The organism is Brevibacterium sp. Z349TD_9, assembly GCF_056173565.1.
This window is the reverse complement of record NZ_CM149680.1, coordinates 1,169,851-1,184,693: the sequence shown is the minus strand read 5'-3', so window position 1 is coordinate 1,184,693 and position 14,843 is coordinate 1,169,851. Positions and strand designations below refer to the sequence as shown.

Sequence of the window (14,843 nt, the reverse complement as noted above, 5' to 3'; positions counted from 1 at the left end):
CTCCTGTCGGAGTCCCGGCGATTCTCGTCTCGCTCAGGCTCCGTCGAGGACTGCGCGCCGCGGCAGGGGGACGGCGGCGGCGGCTTCGAACCACCGGCCAGCGGCGATGACGAGGTCGTCGGCGAAGCGGCGCCCGGAGATCTGCACGCCGATCGTCCGCCCGTCGCCGGTGAATCCCGCGAGCACGGTCGCCGCCGGCTGCTCCGACATGTTGTAGGGCATCGTGAACCCGATGTGCCCCATGGGCGCGGTGGCATCGGGGTAGGGCATCGGCTGTTCGGCTGCGAACGCCGCGTCCGGGGCCACCGGGGAGAGGACGAGGTCGAGGTCGCCCGTCGCAGCGACGGTGCGCCGTCGGATCTCCTGCACGCTGTGGTAGCACTCCATGAGGCGCGAACCCGTGACGTCGGCCCCGCCCTGGGCCCACTCCCGGATGTAGGGCAGGATGAGCTGCTGTTCGGCGAACGGGAGCGCCCGGAGGTCGTTCCACGACCGGACCCGCCAGAACAGGTCCATGTCGGCGAGCAGACCGTCGTCGATGAAGGGGGCGACGGGCACGATCTCGGCTCCGGCGGTGCGGAATGCCGCGGCCGCCTCGGCGATCGCGTCGGTCGTCTCCGACGTCGCAGGGACCCCGCACCCGGCGTCGAGGTGGAGGCCGATGCGCAGGCCCGCAGGATCGAACGGCGACGATGACGCATCGGCACCATCGGCGGCGCCGGCGGGAAGCCGCGTCCAGTCACGGTCGTCGGGGGCGGAGATGACGGTCATCGCCGCGGCGACGTCGGCCATGGTGCGCGCCATCGGGCCCGCGCAGCGTCCCATGTAGGGGGCGTCGAGCGGGACCCGTCCGAAACTCGGCTTGAGGCCGGCGAGGCCGAGCCAGGTGCACGGCAGGCGGATCGATCCTCCGATGTCGGAGCCGATGTGGATGGGCCCGTAGCCGGCCGCGGCCGCGGCACCGGCACCGGCGCTCGATCCGCCCGTCGTCAGGCTCGGGTCGAGCGGGGACCGGGTGATGCCGTGGAGCGAGGAGACCCCCGAGGAGAGCATGCCCCAATCGGGCATCGTCGTCGATCCGACGATGACGGCCCCGGCCTCGGTGAGCCTCTCGGTGATCGGCGCATCGTGGTCGGCGAGTGGCACGTCGAGCCACGCATGGCCCGACGGCATCGGCACTCCCCTGCGCGCGATGTTCTCCTTGATCGTCACCGGCACCCCGTCGAGGGGTCCGAGTGGAGCCCCGGCCGCGAAGCGGCGGGCGCTCGCTTCGGCGGCCTCACGGGAGCGCTCGTCGTCACGGTGGTGGAGGGCGTTGATGACGGGTTCGCATGCGTCCATCCGCGACTGCACGCTCGCGAGCACCTCGAGCGGGGAGAACTCCCCCTCGGCGTATCCCGCGGCCATCTGCGCTGCGGTCAGATCGGACAGAGCCGTCATCGTCCTCTTCTCCTTCGTCGTGGGTCTCGGGTCGGCGTCTCGGCTCAGCCGGTGAGCGCGGCGGCCAGGGTCGGGGTCGCGGCGATGAGGCTCGCCGTGTACTCCTCTCGGGGTGCGGTGTAGACCTGCTCGGTCGTCCCCGCCTCGACGATGCATCCGTCCTTCATGACGATGACATCGGAGCACAGATGCCTGACCACGCCGAGGTCGTGGGAGACGAAGAGCAGGGTGAGGGCGTAGTCGTCGACGAGGTCGGTGAGGAGGTTGAGCACCTGCGCCCGGACGGAGACGTCGAGGGCGGAGACGGGCTCGTCGGCGACGAGGATCTGGGGCCGGGTGACCAGTGCCCGCGCGATCGAGATCCGCTGCCGCTGTCCGCCGGAGAACTGGTGGGGGTAGCGCCGCATCGCTGCGGTGTCGAGGTCGACTGCGGCGAGCATCGCCTCGACCTCGGCGAGGCGCTCGTCGCGTCCGATGCCCTTGGCGATGAGCGGTTCGGCGACGATGTCCTCGACCCGCATCCGCGGGTCGAGGGAGGCGAAGGGATCCTGGAAGACGATCTGGAGGTCCTCGCGCAGACGGCGCAGCGCCGAGGCGGACGCCGACTCGACGGCGATGTCGCCGACGCGGACATGGCCGCTCGTCGGTCGGTCGAGACCGGAGAGGATGTTGAGCAGCGTCGACTTCCCCGACCCCGATTCGCCGACGATCCCGAGCCGCTGGCCCCGTGCCACCGTGAAGCCGACCCCGTCGAGTGCGCGCACCGGAGCCCGCCGCCGCAGCAGTCCCCCGGATCGGTAGAGCTTCGAGACGTCGGCGACCTCGATGAGAGGCGATGCATCCCGTCCGCGCGGCGAAGGGCCGTGGCCCGGCGGGTCCGCAAGGCCCTCCTCTGCCGCCGAGGCGGTCGTCGCCTTCCCGGCCGGCGTCCCCGATGGGTCTTCGCCCGGCCCCGTGTAGTCGAGTGCCGTGCGCAGGGTGAAGAGGTGCCCGTCGGCGTCGGTGGCGTCGAGATCGGAGGAGGCGAGCAGGCCCCGGGTGTAGGGGTGCTGCGGGTCGGTGAAGATCTCTTCGACCGTGCCGGTCTCGACGATGCGGCCCTGGTACATGACGATGACCCGGTCGCACAGTCCCGCGACGACGGCGAGGTCGTGGGTGATGAAGAGCAGCCCCGCCCCGACGGCGTCGACCCTTTCGGCGATGAGGTCGAGCATCTGCTTCTGCACCGTGACGTCGAGGGCGGTCGTCGGTTCGTCGCAGATGAGCAGCCGCGGGGCGTTGGCGAGGGCGATCGCGAGCATGACCCGCTGCCGTTGCCCTCCGGAGAGCTGGTGCGGGTAGGCCAGGCGGGCGCTCTCGGGAGCGGGCATCCGCACGTCGCGGAGGAGTTCGAGCACCCGTCCGGGGACCTGCGCGCGGGGGACGCCGCCGTGGAGGCGCAGCGCCTCGGCGATCTGGTCGCCGACCCGCATGAGCGGGTTGAGCGCGCTCATCGGCTCCTGGAAGACCATCGACACGAGATCCGCGCGCATGCGGGCCAGCCGCTTCTCGCTCGCGGTGAGGACGTCGCCGTCGAAGCCGGCGAGGCGGATCGTCCCCGTCGCGTGGAGTTCGTCGGGAAGCAGTCCCATGATCGAGGCCGCGGTCAGGGACTTCCCCGACCCCGATTCGCCGATGAGCCCGACCCGCTCCCCCGGGACCAGCCGGAGAGAGACGGAGTCGAGGACCGGTTCCCCGCTTCCGGCCGGGGTGATCGTGAGGTCGGTGACGTCGACGAGGGTCTCGGTCATCTCAGCGCACCTCCATCTTCGGGTCGAAGCGGTCGCGGAGTCCGTCGCCGAGGAGGTTGAAGCCGAGGACGGCCACCGCGATGGCCAGGCCCGGCCACAGCGCGAGTTCGGGACGGGTGGCGAGGAACTGCTGGGACTCCTGGAGCATCCGCCCCCACGAGGGCACCGGCGCCTGGGTGCCGAGGCCGAGGAAGGAGAGCCCCGCCTCGGCGAGGACGGAGATCGCGAACGTCACCGACGCCTGGACGATGACCATGCCGGCGATGTTCGGCAGGACGTGGACGACGGCGATCGCGGCGGTGCCCCGGTTCGCGGCGCGGGCGGCCCGGACGTACTCGGAGCCGAGCACCTGCATCGTCCCCGACCGGGCGACACGGGCGAACCCGGGGATGGAGGCGATGCCGACGGCGACCATCGCCGGGCCCGTCCCCGGCTGGTAGACGGCGGCGAAGATGATGGCGAGCAGAAGGGCAGGGAAGGCGAGGAGGATGTCGTTGGCGCGCATGATCAGGGCGCCCAGCCACTGACCCCACGGGTACTGGGCGAAGACCGCGGCGAGGATCCCGATCGGGGTGCCGATGAGCAGGGCGATGCCGACGGCGACGACGCCGACCATGAGTGTGATCCGTGCGCCGTACATGATCCACGTAAGGGTGTCCCGGCCGAAGCGGTCGGTGCCGAGGGGATGGGCAGGGCTGCCCGCCTGCAGCCGGGCTGCCGGGTCGACGGCAGCGGGATCGTAGGGTGTCCAGACGAAGGAGACGAGGGCGAGGAGGACGACGAGGGCGACGAGGACAGCACCGATGATCATCGGCGCTCCGACACGTCTGCGCGGACGCCGTCCCCGGCCGCGGGCACCGACGACATGCTCGGCGGCCGGGAGGCCGTCGGCGTGGACGCGGTCGCGTGGGTTCGTCGCGCTCATGCGGCAGCCCTCAGTCGCGGATCGACGACCGGGTAGAGGAGGTCGACGACGAAGTTGATGAGGAGCACGAGCACGATGAGGACCATGACGATGCCCTGGACGGTGACGAGGTCGCGGTTGGATACGGCTCGCACGAGCTCGGAGCCGATGCCGGGGAGGACGAAGATCTGTTCGATGACGACGGCGCCGACGAGCAGGGTCGCGAGCTGGACCCCGGCGACGGTGATAACCGGGATCGCCGCATTGCGCAGTCCGTGCCGGAACAGCGCCCGGGTCCGGGTCAGCCCCTTCGCCCGGGCGGTGCGGATGTAGTCCTCGCGCATGACGTCGAGGACGGCGGAGCGGACGTAGCGGGTGAGGATCGCCGCCTGGACGAGGGCGAGGGAGACGACGGGGAGGACGAGGCGGGCGAGGAAGCCGCCGACGCCTTCGATCGGCGCCATCCACCCCTGGGAGGGGAACCACCCGAGGGTGAGGGAGAAGACCATGACGAGGAGGATCGCGGCGAGGAAGCTGGGGATCGCGATCCCGATCTGGCTGAGCGCCGAGATCGTCGCCCCCACCCAGCTGCGCTGCTCGAGGGCGGCGAAGGTGCCCAGCGGCACGGCGATGAGCACGGCGACGATGATCGCCGCGACGACGAGGATCGCGGTGACTTGGACGCTGTCGACGATGACCGGGGTGATCGGGGCGCCGGTGACGTAGGACGTTCCGAAGTCCCCGCGGACCATCCCGCCGAGCCAGTCGAGGTAGCGCACGAGCGCCGGCTCATCGAGGCCATAGCGGGACTCGAGCTCCGCCACCGCCTCAGCGGTGGCGTTCGTCCCCAGGGCCACCTGCGCCGCATTGCCCGGCAGGACGCTCATGAGGGCGAACACCGCCACCGAGGCGACGAGGAGGGAGAGGAGGAACTGGACGAGCCGACCGAGGACGTAGGCGATCATGGTCGGGACAGGTCAGTTCCAGCTGAGGTCGGCGATGCGGAAGGCATCCGAGACGCGGTTGACGGGGATGCCTGCGACATCGGCCTTGGCGACGACGAGGTTGGGGAAGAGGAAGAGGAAGTCGGCGGCCGCGTCCTCGGTGATCGTGCGCGCGATGTCCTTCATCCCGGAGATGTACTCCTCCTCGGTGCCCGTGTCGGCCTTCTCCGCGAGCTCCCTGATCTTCGCATCGTCGTAGCCGGTGTAGTAGTCGGAGGAGAAGACGGTGAGGATGTCGCGGGGTTCGGCGTGGTTGATCACCGACATGTCGTACTCGTGCTTCGTGAAGGTCTTGTCCAACCACACTGCGGGGAACTCCTGCGTCTCGATCTTCGCGGTGAGACCGACCTCGCTCAGCTGCGAGGACACGATCTCGGAGATCGCCTTCGCGTACGGCAGGTTGGGCACGGTGAAGGTGAACTCCTCGCCGGTGAGCCCGGCGTCGTCGATGAGCTGCTTCGCCTTCTTGGGGTCGTAGGGCCACACCCCGGTGAGATCCTCGTAGTAGGGGTCGGTCGGCGGGACCATCGATCCGATGAGTTCTCCGTATCCGGCCCATGCGGTGTCGAGCACGGCTTTGCGGTCGATCGCGTACATCACCGCTTCACGGGCGCGCTTGTCCTTGAAGATCCCGTCGGCGTTGTTCATCGTCAGCACGACCTCGCCGTTCGTCGTGCCCGAAATGATCTGGTAGTCCGCGCTCTGGAAGTCCCCGGCGAGTTCCGGGGCCTGGAGGTTGGAGACGACGTCGATCTCGCCGGACTTCAGGGCGTTCGCGGCGGAGACGGCGTCCGTGAAGTACTTGAACTCGACGTTCTTCACCGCCGGGGCCTCGCCCCAGTAGTCGTCGCGCGCGACGAAGTCGATCGACTGCCCGCGCGTGAACTTCTCGATCGCGTACGGTCCCGTGCCGATCGCCTCGTTCGCGAGGTCCTCGGTGCCCTCGGTGTCGAAGACGGCCCCGATGAGTGTCGTGAGGTTGAACAGCCACTGGTTCGACGGTGTGGCCAGCGTGATCTCGACCGTGGAGTCGTCGGGAGTGGCGATCGAGTCGACGACGTCCATCTTCGCCCCGAGCGCATTCGTCCACTCGTTCTTCGCTCGCTCGTAGGAGAACTTGACGTCCTCGCTGGTGAGGTCTGCTCCGTTGGAGAACTTCACTCCCTCGCGGAGGGTGAAGGTGTACGTCTTCCGATCTTCGGACACCGTCCAGTCCTCGGCGAGTGCCGGTTGGATCTCACCGGATTCGTCGAGGCGGACGAGGGACTCGTAGACGTTCTCCATGAGGGCCTCGGGGATCGCGACCCCCGAGGTCGAGGTGAAGTCGAGGTTGACCGGTTCGGCGGTGAAGGCGATCGCCATCGAATCGCGCTGCTCGTCCGATCCGGGATCGGAGGCGCCCGCCGAGCACGCGGAGAGGACGAGGGTGAGGGCAGCGGCGGCTGCGACCCAGAGGGCGGTGCGCGGAGACTTCATGGTTCACCTCGTAGTTCGGGACGCCGATCGGCTCGCTCAGTCTAACCGACACGGCAGGGCGCGAATGTGTCCCGTGTCACATCCCGGGCCGCTCACCGGGAACGGGGCCCGGTCCTCGGGGCGGCTGCCGGGTCAGCGGCCTGCGGTCGCCGAGGCGGGAGGCGGTCTCAGAGTCCCGTCTGCTCGGCGAGGATGCCGGCGAGGCCGTCGAAGGCGATGCGCCGATGCGAGCGCGCGTTCTTCTCCTCCGGGGTCATCTCGGCCGCGCTCTTCTCCGAGCCCTCGGGGATGAAGATGGGATCGTAGCCGAAGCCGCCGTCCCCACGCGGTGCGGTGGCGAGGTGGCCGGGCATCGCACCCTCGGCGACGAACTCGCGCCCGTCAGGGGTGACGGCCGCAGCGGCGCAGCGGAACTGCGCTCCCCGGTGTGCGGCGTCGATGTCGCGCAGCTGGGACAGCAGCAGCTCGAGGTTCGCCTGGTCGTCGCCGTGGCGTCCTGCCCATCGGGCGGAGAAGATCCCCGGTGCCCCGCCGAGGACGTCGACGGCGATCCCGGAGTCGTCGGCGATCGCGGTCAGCCCGGTGGCCGCCGCGGCGGCATGGGCCTTGATGAGCGCGTTCTCGGCGAACGTCACCCCGGTCTCCGGGATGTCCCCGAGCCCCGCCTCGGCGGCGGTGCGGACCTCCGTGCCCTCACCGAGGACAGGGAGGAGGATCGCGAGGAGCTCGCGCTTCTTCTTCTCGTTGTGGGTGGCGAGGACGAAGGTCGTCATCGTCCCAGCGCCTCGCGCTGAAGCTCGGTGAGGTCGGCGCAGCCCTTCGCGGCGAGGTCGAGCAGCGAGGAGAGCTCGTCGCGGTCGAACGGCGCACCTTCGGCAGTGCCCTGGACCTCGACGAACTTCCCGGAGCCGGTCATGACGACGTTCATGTCGGTCTCGGCGGTCGAGTCCTCGACGTAGGGCAGGTCGAGGAGGGGCTGACCGTCGACGATGCCGACGCTGATCGCAGCGACCGAATCGGTCAGCGGCTGGTGGGCGGCGGGAATGAGTCCGGACGAGCGGCCCTTGTCGATCGCGTCGGCCATGGCGACGTAGGCACCGGTGATCGAGGCGGTGCGGGTCCCGCCGTCGGCCTGGAGGACGTCGCAGTCGAGGACGAGGGTGTTCTCCCCGAGCTTCGTCATGTCGATGACCGCTCGCAGGCTGCGCCCGATGAGGCGGGAGATCTCATGGGTGCGCCCGCCGAGCTTGCCCTTGACGGACTCACGGGTGCTCCGGGAGTCGGTGGCGCGCGGGAGCATCGCGTACTCGGCGGTCACCCATCCGCGGCCCTGCCCCTTGAGCCACCGGGGGACGCCTTCGGTCAGGGACGCCGCGCAGAGCACGCGCGTGTTGCCGAACTCGATGAGGGCCGAGCCCTCGGCGGTGGTGATCCAGTTCCGGGTGATCTTCACCTCGCGGAGCTCATCAGCTCCTCGTCCGTCTGCGCGCGCCATGGTCCTCTTTCCTGTCTCGGTCTCGGTTGCGGTGGGGCTCACACGCTCCACCAGGCTTCGGGTTTCGCGAGTTCGATGGGGCCGCGGTACTCCCCCGCGGCCTCTCCGCGCACGATCGTGCAGTCCGTCCAGACGGGGATGTGCGTGAGCACGAGGGAGCGGACGTCGGCATCGGTGGCCACACGGCCCGCGCGCTTGCCGGTGAGGTGGACTCCGCGGGCGGAGTCCCTGCCCTCCTGGAACGCGGCCTCGCAGAGGAAGAGGTCGGCCCCGCGGGCGGCTTCGACGAGGTTGGCGCACTCGTCCGTGTCAGCCGAGTAGGCGATGACGGATCCGGTCGCGTCCGTGATCCGCACCGCGTAGGTCTCGACGGGATGGTCGACGAGGAAGGTCTCGATGGTCAGCGACCCGATCTGCCAGACCGATCGGTCGTCGAGGTCGATGAACTCGAACGCGCGGGAGAAGTCCGTGTCTTCGCAGCCGTCGGCGGACGGGGCCTTTCCGGGATCCGTGTGATAGGCGCGGGTGAGTCGCTCCTCTGCTCCGGCCGGGGCGTAGACGGCGGTGCGGGTGCGGATCGTGCCGGTGTCCGTGACGTCTCCGGAGAAGAAGCGCGGGTCGTAGCTGTGGCGGACGTAGAACCCGAGCATGTCCATGCAGTGGTCGGGGTGGAGGTGGCTGAGCACGACAGCGGTGATCGAGTCGAGGTCGACTGCTCGCTGCAGAGGGCTGAGCGCTCCGGAGCCCAAGTCGAGGACGATGCGGGTCGGCTTCTCCTCCTCGGTCTCGACGAGGTAGCAGCTGGCGGAGGAACCGGGGCCGGGGAAGGAGCCGGCGGTGCCGAGGGCGGTGAGTTTCATTCGTCGTCATCCCCTTGCATCTGCGCGAGCAAGGTCATCGTCAGTCGGTCTTGAATCCAGGTCAGGAAGTCGTACAGGGTCAGGGTGAGCTCTTCGGACTCGTCGAGCTGGTCGCGGTGGGCGTACTTCTCCTCCTGCGCCTCCTCGGTGTCGATGCCGAGGCGGACGGCGAGGACGAGCCGAAGGTCGTTGAGGCCCTTCATCCACGCGAGCACCTCGTCATGGCTGAGCGTGATCGCCGCTCCTCGCCTCAGTCCGGCGACGATGATGCGGATGTTGTGCGCCTTCGCCTGGGCGAGGTCGAACTCGGTGAGCCGCCGGAACTCCTGCGAGCGTTCGTCGTCGAGGGGGTCGACATCGGGGAAGAGCCGCAGCAGCGCCGGATCGTCGGGGCGAGGGCGCTCGACGAGGCCGAGCCTGGCTTCCCAGTTCTCCGAATCGGGACGACCGTCCTCCCCCTCATCCTCGGCGAGGAGGGCGGCGAGGTCGGTGAAGACCGTGAGCATGAGTGAGCGTTCGTTGTCCTCGAGTCTGAGGACGACGTCGTCCCCACGAGCGTCGATGGCTGCCATGCCTCAGTCTGATCCTGATTCTGGTTGGCACGCGGCCCACAGTCCGTATTCGTGCATCGCCTGGGTGTCGCGCTCCATCTCCTCGCGTCCCCCGGTGGCGACGACGGAGCGGCCCTTCTCGTGGACTTCGAGCATGAGCCGGTGAGCCTTCTCCGCGGAGTACCCGAAGTAGGACTGGAAGACGTAGCTGACATAGCTCATGAGATTGACCGGGTCGTTGAAGACGACGGTCCTCCACGGCCTGGCCGGATCCACGGCGGTGCGGACGCCGACGTCCGGCTCCAGAACAGGGGTCGTTGGATTGCTCACGTTTCCACAATACGGCAGATCCGTGATGCTGTCGTGACGTAAGATCACGCCTATGAGTGATCTCACACGCACCGATTCCACTGCGTTCTTCACCGATCAGTACGAGCTGACGATGGTGCAGGCCGCCTTGAGATCGGGCGCTGCTCACCGGCCCAGCCTCTTCGAGGTCTTCGGTCGCAGCCTTCCCGCCGGACGCCGTTACGGCGTCGTCGCAGGTACGGGACGCATCCTCGAGATGCTCGAGGACTTCCGCTTCGACGAGGAGGAGCTTGCGTTCCTCAGCCGTGAGCGCATCGTCGATGCCGCGACGATCGACTGGCTGGCGAACTACCGCTTATCGGGAACGATCCGGGGCTACGCCGAGGGCGAGATCTACTTCCCGGGCTCCCCGCTGCTCACCATCGAGTCGAGCTTCGCCGAGGGTGTCATCCTCGAGACGCTCATCCTCTCCGCGCTCAACTACGACTGCGCGGTCGCCTCGGCGGCGTCCCGGATGGCGCAGGCCGCCGGCGACCGACCGGTGGCGGAGATGGGCGGGCGTCGCACGAACGAGCATGCGGCAGTGGCGGCGGCCAGGGCCGCGGTCATCGGCGGCTTCTCCTCGACGTCGAACCTCGCTGCGGGACTGCGGTACGGACTGCCGACGATCGGGACCTCGGCGCATTCGTTCACCCTCCTCCACGACTCGGAGCGCGAAGCCTTCGCCGCGCAGCTCGAGTCGCTCGGCACCGATACGACCCTCCTGCTCGACACCTACGACGTCGAGGAGGCGCTCAAGACGGCGATCGAACTCGCCGGCCCCCGCCTCGGCGGGGTGCGCATCGACTCGGGCGACCTCATCGAACAGGCGAGCGAGGTCAGGGCGGGCCTCGACCGCCTCGGCGCGAAGGACACGACGATCACGGTCACCAGCGACCTCGACGAGTACGCGATCGCAGCGCTCGCCGCCTCCCCCGTCGACGCCTACGGCGTCGGCACTCGCGTCGTCACCGGCTCGGGCGCACCGGCGGCGGGGCTCGTCTACAAGCTCGTCGCGCGCGCCGACGAATCGGGGACGTGGACGGCGGTGGCGAAGAACTCGACGGGCAAGCCCTCCCGGGGCGGACACAAGGAGGCCAGGCGCCTCATCGACGGTGCGATCGCCGTCGAAGAGGCCGTCGGCATCCCCGACCTGCCCGATGACCTCGACGACGGACGGCACCTGTCGGTCGACCTCGTCGTGGGCGGGGAGATCGACCGGTCGTTCACGGGGGCCGGCGGAGTGAAGAAGGCGTGTGCCCGCCATGACGAGTCCCTGGCGGAGCTGCCGCGGTCGGCCAGGCGCCTCCAGGACGGGGAGCCGGCGATCCCGACGGTGTTCTACTCCGGCTGAGGCCCACCCCGGCTGAGTCCTACCCCGGCCCGGTCATTTCTGGCCGACGAACCAGCCCTGGAGCTTCTTGATCCGCGCCTGGATCTGCTCACGGGTGGCCTGGGCCACCGCAGGTCCTCCGCACGCCTTGCGGAGTTCGACGTGGACGGTCTTGTGCGGGGTGCCGGTGCGCCGTGACCAGGCGCCGACGAGGCTCTGGAGCTGGTTGCGCTCCTCCTTCATCGCCCGATGCTCGAGTTCGCTCGTGTGGACCTCGGCGGCAGGAGGCGGTGCGGCGGCGGTCTTGCGCTGGGCCTGCTTGGCCTGCTGGGTGCGCAGGAGTTCGTGGACCTGTTCGGGTTCGAGGAGGCCGGGGATGCCGATGAAGTCGAGTTCGTCCTCGGAGCCGATCGCTCCACCGGTGCCGAACTCGCCGCCGTCGTAGAGCACCCGGTCGAACAGCGCCTCGGCACCGAGCGCCTCGAAGGAGCCGAGCTGGTCGGAGGCGCCCTCGCTGCGGTTGGCCTGCTCGAGGGCCTGATCGTCGAAGACGACGACATCGTTCTCATCCTCGTTGCGCGGCCGGTCGAGGGCGTGGTCGCGTTCGACCTCCATCGAGTTCGCGAGCGCCAGGAGGATCGGCACCGAGGGGAGGAACACGGACGCGGTCTCTCCGCGTTTGCGGGCGCGGACGAAGCGTCCGATGGCCTGGGCGAAGAAGAGGGGCGTCGAGGACGAGGTCGCGTAGACGCCGACGCACAGACGGGGGACGTCGACGCCCTCGGAGACCATGCGCACGGCCACCATCCAGCGGTCGGTCGAGTTCTGGAACTCCTCGATGCGCGCCGAGGCCCCGGCTTCGTCGGAGAGGACGACGGTGGGCTTCTCCCCGGTGAGCTCGCGCAGCACCTTCGCGTAGGCGCGGGCCGCATCCTGGTCAGTGGCGATGACGAGACCACCGGCGTCGGGGACCGTGCGCCGGACCTCGGTCAGACGCATGTCCGCGGCTTTGAGCACGGCGGGGATCCAGTCGCCGGCCGGGTCGAGGGCGGTGCGCCAGGCCTGGGAGTTGATGTCCTTCGTCGTCTCCTCGCCGAGGACGTGGGACATCTCGTCGCCGGCCTTCGTCCGCCACGACATGGCACCGGCGTAGGCGAGGAAGAGGACGGGTCGGACGACGGAGTCCTTGAGTGCCCGGCCGTAGCCGTAGGAGTAGTCCGCGACCGAGGTGCGGATGCCCTCGGCGTCGGGGGCGTAGGTGACGAACGGGATCGGCGAGGTGTCGGAGCGGAACGGGGTGCCCGTCAGCGACAGGCGGCGCACGGCCGGACCGAAGGCCTCGCGGACCGCGTCACCCCAGGACAGGGCGTCACCGGCGTGGTGGACCTCGTCGAGGATGACGAGCGTGCGCCCGGCTGCGGTGCGGTTGTGGTGGAGGACCGGCTTCGCGGCGACCTGGGCGTAAGTGAGGGCGACACCGTGGAATCCGGGGGCGTGCTTGCCCTGGGAGTTCTTGAAGTGCGGGTCGAGTTTGATGCCCACGCGCGCAGCGGAGTCCGCCCACTGGACTTTGAGGTGCTCGGTGGGGGCAACGACCGTGACGCGGTTGACGACGCGCTGGGCGAGGAGCTCAGCGGCCAGGCGCAGGGCGAAGGTCGTCTTGCCCGCACCGGGGGTCGCGACGGCGAGGAAGTCCTTCGGCTGGTCCCGGAAGTAGAGTTCGAGGGCCTCGGCCTGCCACGCGCGCAGTTTGCCGGCCGTTCCCCAAGCGGCGCGCTCGGGGAAGGCCGGTGAGAGCTGTTCGGCGGCGGAGGTCCCTGGGAGACGTTCCGCGGCCATCTACTCCTTGGGTCCTTCAGGCATCGATTCGAAGATCTCCTTGCACTTCGGGCAGACAGGGAAGCGCTCGGGATCCCTCGTGGGGACCCACACCTTTCCGCACAGGGCGATGAGCGGCGTCCCGGTGACCATGGATTCCATGATCTTGTCCTTGGGAGCGTAGTGGCTGAACCGCTCGTGGTCGCCCGGTTCGACGAGCTGCTCTGTCTGCTCACGCTCGATCGTGGCTGAACCGCCTGAAGATGGATAGGTCATGGCTCCATTGTAGTTCCCTAGAATGAGAACCATGGATCGGTCCCACGAGTATTCGCTCACAGAGCGCTATCGCGAGCTCAGCGACGACATCGCCGCGGCCGTCGCCGTGGTCTCGGCCAAGCGAGGCGGTGCCGCGCACGCGATCACCGTCGACTCGTTCCTCGACGTCTCCTACGATCCGCCGACGATGGCGGTGAGCGTCTACTCAGGCTCGAGGATGATGGAGACCTTGGAGATGACCGATCACTTCGCGATCTCCGTCCTCAGCGCTGAGCAGCGGGACATCTCCGAACGCCTCGGGGCGTCGGGGCAGCCCCTCTACGGGGCGCTGTCGGGCATCGACACCTTTCCGGGTCCGCGGTCGGGTCAGCCGATCCTCAGTCATTCCGTCGCGTGGTTCGAGCTGCGGATGACGGAGATCGTCCAGGTCGCCACGCACAGTCTCGTCGTCGGCGAGGTGGTGGCCTTGGGGGCCGGGCCAGGAAGCGGTCAGCTGCAGCCGCTCCTGCGGTGGCGGAAGGCCTACGGCACGATCGGCCGTCGCTGAGGACCATCACCGGGAAGGCCGCGGGCCACCGGCCTGTGGGTGGGTCACCGCGGCGGGCCACCGTCCTGAGCGTGAGTAACCGCGCCTGGCTTCCGAGCCCCTAGACTTCCGGTATGGACCTCGCTGAGATCTGGCCGCCCTTCGGCCTGCGCATCACGACCGGAGACATGGAGCTCGCCCCGACCCGGGAGGCGGATCTTCCGGAGCTCGCCGAGATCGCCCGCGGCGGCGTCCGCCGAGACGGTGTGCGGGCGTTCCTCGTCGACTGGGATTCGGGCACCGACGAGGAGATCGGCCGGTCGATCGCCCAGTATCAGTGGGGGACGCGCGCGAACTACTCCCCCGGTGACTGGACCATCGAGTTCACCGTCCGCGTCGACGGACGCGTCGTCGGCCTGCAGGGGGCGAGCAGCACGGACTTTCCGAAGACGCGGTCGGTGAAGACCGGGTCATGGCTCGCACGGTCCGAGCAGGGACGCGGGTACGGCACCCGGATGCGCCGTGCGCTCGTGACCGCCTTCGCTGATCATCTCGGTGCCCGCACGTTCCACACCGGGTATGTCGAGGGCAACGATGCGAGCCGGCGGGTGTCCGAGAAGCTCGGGTACTCCCCCAACGGGGACTTCACGATCGTGGTCCAGGGCGGTGTGGCATGTACGGAGCATCAGATGGTGCTGCGTGCCGATGACATCGTCCGCGACGATGCGGTCGAGGTCGCCGGCGCCGAGGCGGTCCGCCGGTTCCTCGGTCTCGATGCACACCCGTGAATGCAAAAAGTGGGGGCACCCCCGAAAAGGGTGCCCCCACCAACAATTATTGCGGCAGTCACTTACTCTCCCACAACCACCAAGTTGCAGTACCATCAGCATGACATGGGCTTAGCTACCGGGATCGGAACGGTTAACCGGGCGTTTCCCCACCACTATCACCACCGCAAAACCATCAGACAACCACCACACACGAGAGTGTGTGTGGTAGTGGTCCAAGAACCGTACAGCGAA

The 14,843-nt window shown here is 69.0% G+C and carries 15 protein-coding genes and 1 rRNA gene; 3 read left to right on the top strand and 13 right to left on the bottom strand.

Annotation, left to right across the window (positions count from 1 at the left end):
• Positions 1-33 precede the first annotated feature (33 nt).
• The 10 genes from AC0VYB_RS05325 to clpS form a co-directional block, all read right to left on the bottom strand.
• Positions 34-1,440, bottom strand: a complete 1,407-nt coding sequence (locus AC0VYB_RS05325; RefSeq protein ID WP_009374406.1) for an amidase — start codon at positions 1,438-1,440, stop codon at positions 34-36.
• Positions 1,441-1,484: 44 nt separating this feature from the next.
• Positions 1,485-3,230, bottom strand: coding sequence for a dipeptide ABC transporter ATP-binding protein (locus AC0VYB_RS05320; RefSeq protein WP_009374405.1), 1,746 nt, complete (start codon positions 3,228-3,230; stop codon positions 1,485-1,487).
• Position 3,231: 1 nt separating this feature from the next.
• A complete protein-coding gene (locus tag AC0VYB_RS05315; RefSeq protein WP_009374404.1) occupies positions 3,232-4,155 on the bottom strand; it encodes an ABC transporter permease in 924 nt (307 codons plus the stop codon).
• Positions 4,152-5,099, bottom strand: a complete 948-nt coding sequence (locus AC0VYB_RS05310; protein WP_009374403.1) for an ABC transporter permease — start codon at positions 5,097-5,099, stop codon at positions 4,152-4,154. Before AC0VYB_RS05310 ends, AC0VYB_RS05315 begins: the two co-directional genes overlap by 4 nt.
• A gap of 12 nt (positions 5,100-5,111) precedes the next feature.
• Positions 5,112-6,614 carry an ABC transporter substrate-binding protein gene (locus AC0VYB_RS05305; protein WP_009374402.1) on the bottom strand — a complete coding sequence of 501 codons (1,503 nt, stop codon included), beginning with the start codon at positions 6,612-6,614 and terminating at the stop codon, positions 5,112-5,114.
• A 167-nt stretch (positions 6,615-6,781) separates the two neighbouring features.
• Positions 6,782-7,387 carry an RdgB/HAM1 family non-canonical purine NTP pyrophosphatase gene (rdgB, locus tag AC0VYB_RS05300; protein ID WP_095376782.1) on the bottom strand — a complete coding sequence of 202 codons (606 nt, stop codon included), beginning with the start codon at positions 7,385-7,387 and terminating at the stop codon, positions 6,782-6,784.
• A complete protein-coding gene (gene rph, locus AC0VYB_RS05295; protein ID WP_009374400.1) occupies positions 7,384-8,109 on the bottom strand; it encodes a ribonuclease PH in 726 nt (241 codons plus the stop codon). The genes rdgB and rph overlap by 4 nt, the downstream gene beginning before the upstream one ends.
• A gap of 38 nt (positions 8,110-8,147) precedes the next feature.
• On the bottom strand, positions 8,148-8,969 hold the full coding sequence (locus tag AC0VYB_RS05290) for an MBL fold metallo-hydrolase (protein ID WP_009374399.1): 822 nt from the start codon (positions 8,967-8,969) through the stop codon (positions 8,148-8,150).
• Positions 8,966-9,541: a DUF2017 family protein gene (locus AC0VYB_RS05285; protein WP_063250195.1), complete on the bottom strand. Its 576-nt coding sequence runs from the start codon at positions 9,539-9,541 to the stop codon at positions 8,966-8,968. The genes AC0VYB_RS05290 and AC0VYB_RS05285 overlap by 4 nt, the downstream gene beginning before the upstream one ends.
• A gap of 3 nt (positions 9,542-9,544) precedes the next feature.
• Positions 9,545-9,850, bottom strand: coding sequence for an ATP-dependent Clp protease adapter ClpS (clpS, locus tag AC0VYB_RS05280; protein ID WP_009374397.1), 306 nt, complete (start codon positions 9,848-9,850; stop codon positions 9,545-9,547).
• A 52-nt stretch (positions 9,851-9,902) separates the two neighbouring features.
• Between clpS and AC0VYB_RS05275 the strand changes: the two genes are divergently transcribed.
• On the top strand, positions 9,903-11,222 hold the full coding sequence (locus AC0VYB_RS05275) for a nicotinate phosphoribosyltransferase (protein ID WP_475385068.1): 1,320 nt from the start codon (positions 9,903-9,905) through the stop codon (positions 11,220-11,222).
• A gap of 33 nt (positions 11,223-11,255) precedes the next feature.
• Here AC0VYB_RS05275 and AC0VYB_RS05270 read toward each other — a convergent pair whose 3' ends face one another.
• Positions 11,256-13,040: a DEAD/DEAH box helicase gene (locus AC0VYB_RS05270; protein ID WP_009374395.1), complete on the bottom strand. Its 1,785-nt coding sequence runs from the start codon at positions 13,038-13,040 to the stop codon at positions 11,256-11,258.
• On the bottom strand, positions 13,041-13,295 hold the full coding sequence (locus AC0VYB_RS05265) for a DUF3039 domain-containing protein (RefSeq protein ID WP_009374394.1): 255 nt from the start codon (positions 13,293-13,295) through the stop codon (positions 13,041-13,043). It abuts the gene before it with no gap.
• A gap of 31 nt (positions 13,296-13,326) precedes the next feature.
• On the opposite strand from AC0VYB_RS05265, the gene AC0VYB_RS05260 reads away from it, so the two are divergent.
• Together AC0VYB_RS05260 and AC0VYB_RS05255 are read left to right on the top strand one after the other, a co-directional pair.
• Complete coding sequence (locus tag AC0VYB_RS05260) at positions 13,327-13,842, top strand: flavin reductase family protein (RefSeq protein WP_063250193.1); 516 nt, start codon at positions 13,327-13,329, stop codon at positions 13,840-13,842.
• A 113-nt stretch (positions 13,843-13,955) separates the two neighbouring features.
• The gene (locus AC0VYB_RS05255) at positions 13,956-14,609 is read left to right on the top strand and encodes a GNAT family N-acetyltransferase (protein ID WP_063250192.1); all 654 of its coding nucleotides are present in this window, start codon (positions 13,956-13,958) and stop codon (positions 14,607-14,609) included.
• 49 nt (positions 14,610-14,658) lie between these two features.
• Here AC0VYB_RS05255 and rrf read toward each other — a convergent pair.
• Positions 14,659-14,778 (bottom strand): 5S ribosomal RNA (gene rrf, locus AC0VYB_RS05250).
• Positions 14,779-14,843: the final 65 nt, after the last annotated feature.

Coding starts and splice junctions, on each gene's coding strand:
- AC0VYB_RS05275 (WP_475385068.1), top strand. CDS start 9,903: ATGAGTGATCTCACACGCACCGATTCCACTGCGTTCTTCACCGATCAG.
- AC0VYB_RS05285 (WP_063250195.1), bottom strand. CDS start 9,541: ATGGCAGCCATCGACGCTCGTGGGGACGACGTCGTCCTCAGACTCGAG.
- rph (WP_009374400.1), bottom strand. CDS start 8,109: ATGGCGCGCGCAGACGGACGAGGAGCTGATGAGCTCCGCGAGGTGAAG.
- AC0VYB_RS05305 (WP_009374402.1), bottom strand. CDS start 6,614: ATGAAGTCTCCGCGCACCGCCCTCTGGGTCGCAGCCGCCGCTGCCCTC.
- AC0VYB_RS05260 (WP_063250193.1), top strand. CDS start 13,327: ATGGATCGGTCCCACGAGTATTCGCTCACAGAGCGCTATCGCGAGCTC.
- AC0VYB_RS05255 (WP_063250192.1), top strand. CDS start 13,956: ATGGACCTCGCTGAGATCTGGCCGCCCTTCGGCCTGCGCATCACGACC.
- AC0VYB_RS05315 (WP_009374404.1), bottom strand. CDS start 4,155: ATGAGCGCGACGAACCCACGCGACCGCGTCCACGCCGACGGCCTCCCG.
- rdgB (WP_095376782.1), bottom strand. CDS start 7,387: ATGACGACCTTCGTCCTCGCCACCCACAACGAGAAGAAGAAGCGCGAG.
- AC0VYB_RS05290 (WP_009374399.1), bottom strand. CDS start 8,969: ATGAAACTCACCGCCCTCGGCACCGCCGGCTCCTTCCCCGGCCCCGGT.
- AC0VYB_RS05310 (WP_009374403.1), bottom strand. CDS start 5,099: ATGATCGCCTACGTCCTCGGTCGGCTCGTCCAGTTCCTCCTCTCCCTC.
- AC0VYB_RS05320 (WP_009374405.1), bottom strand. CDS start 3,230: ATGACCGAGACCCTCGTCGACGTCACCGACCTCACGATCACCCCGGCC.
- AC0VYB_RS05325 (WP_009374406.1), bottom strand. CDS start 1,440: ATGACGGCTCTGTCCGATCTGACCGCAGCGCAGATGGCCGCGGGATAC.
- AC0VYB_RS05265 (WP_009374394.1), bottom strand. CDS start 13,295: ATGACCTATCCATCTTCAGGCGGTTCAGCCACGATCGAGCGTGAGCAG.
- AC0VYB_RS05270 (WP_009374395.1), bottom strand. CDS start 13,040: ATGGCCGCGGAACGTCTCCCAGGGACCTCCGCCGCCGAACAGCTCTCA.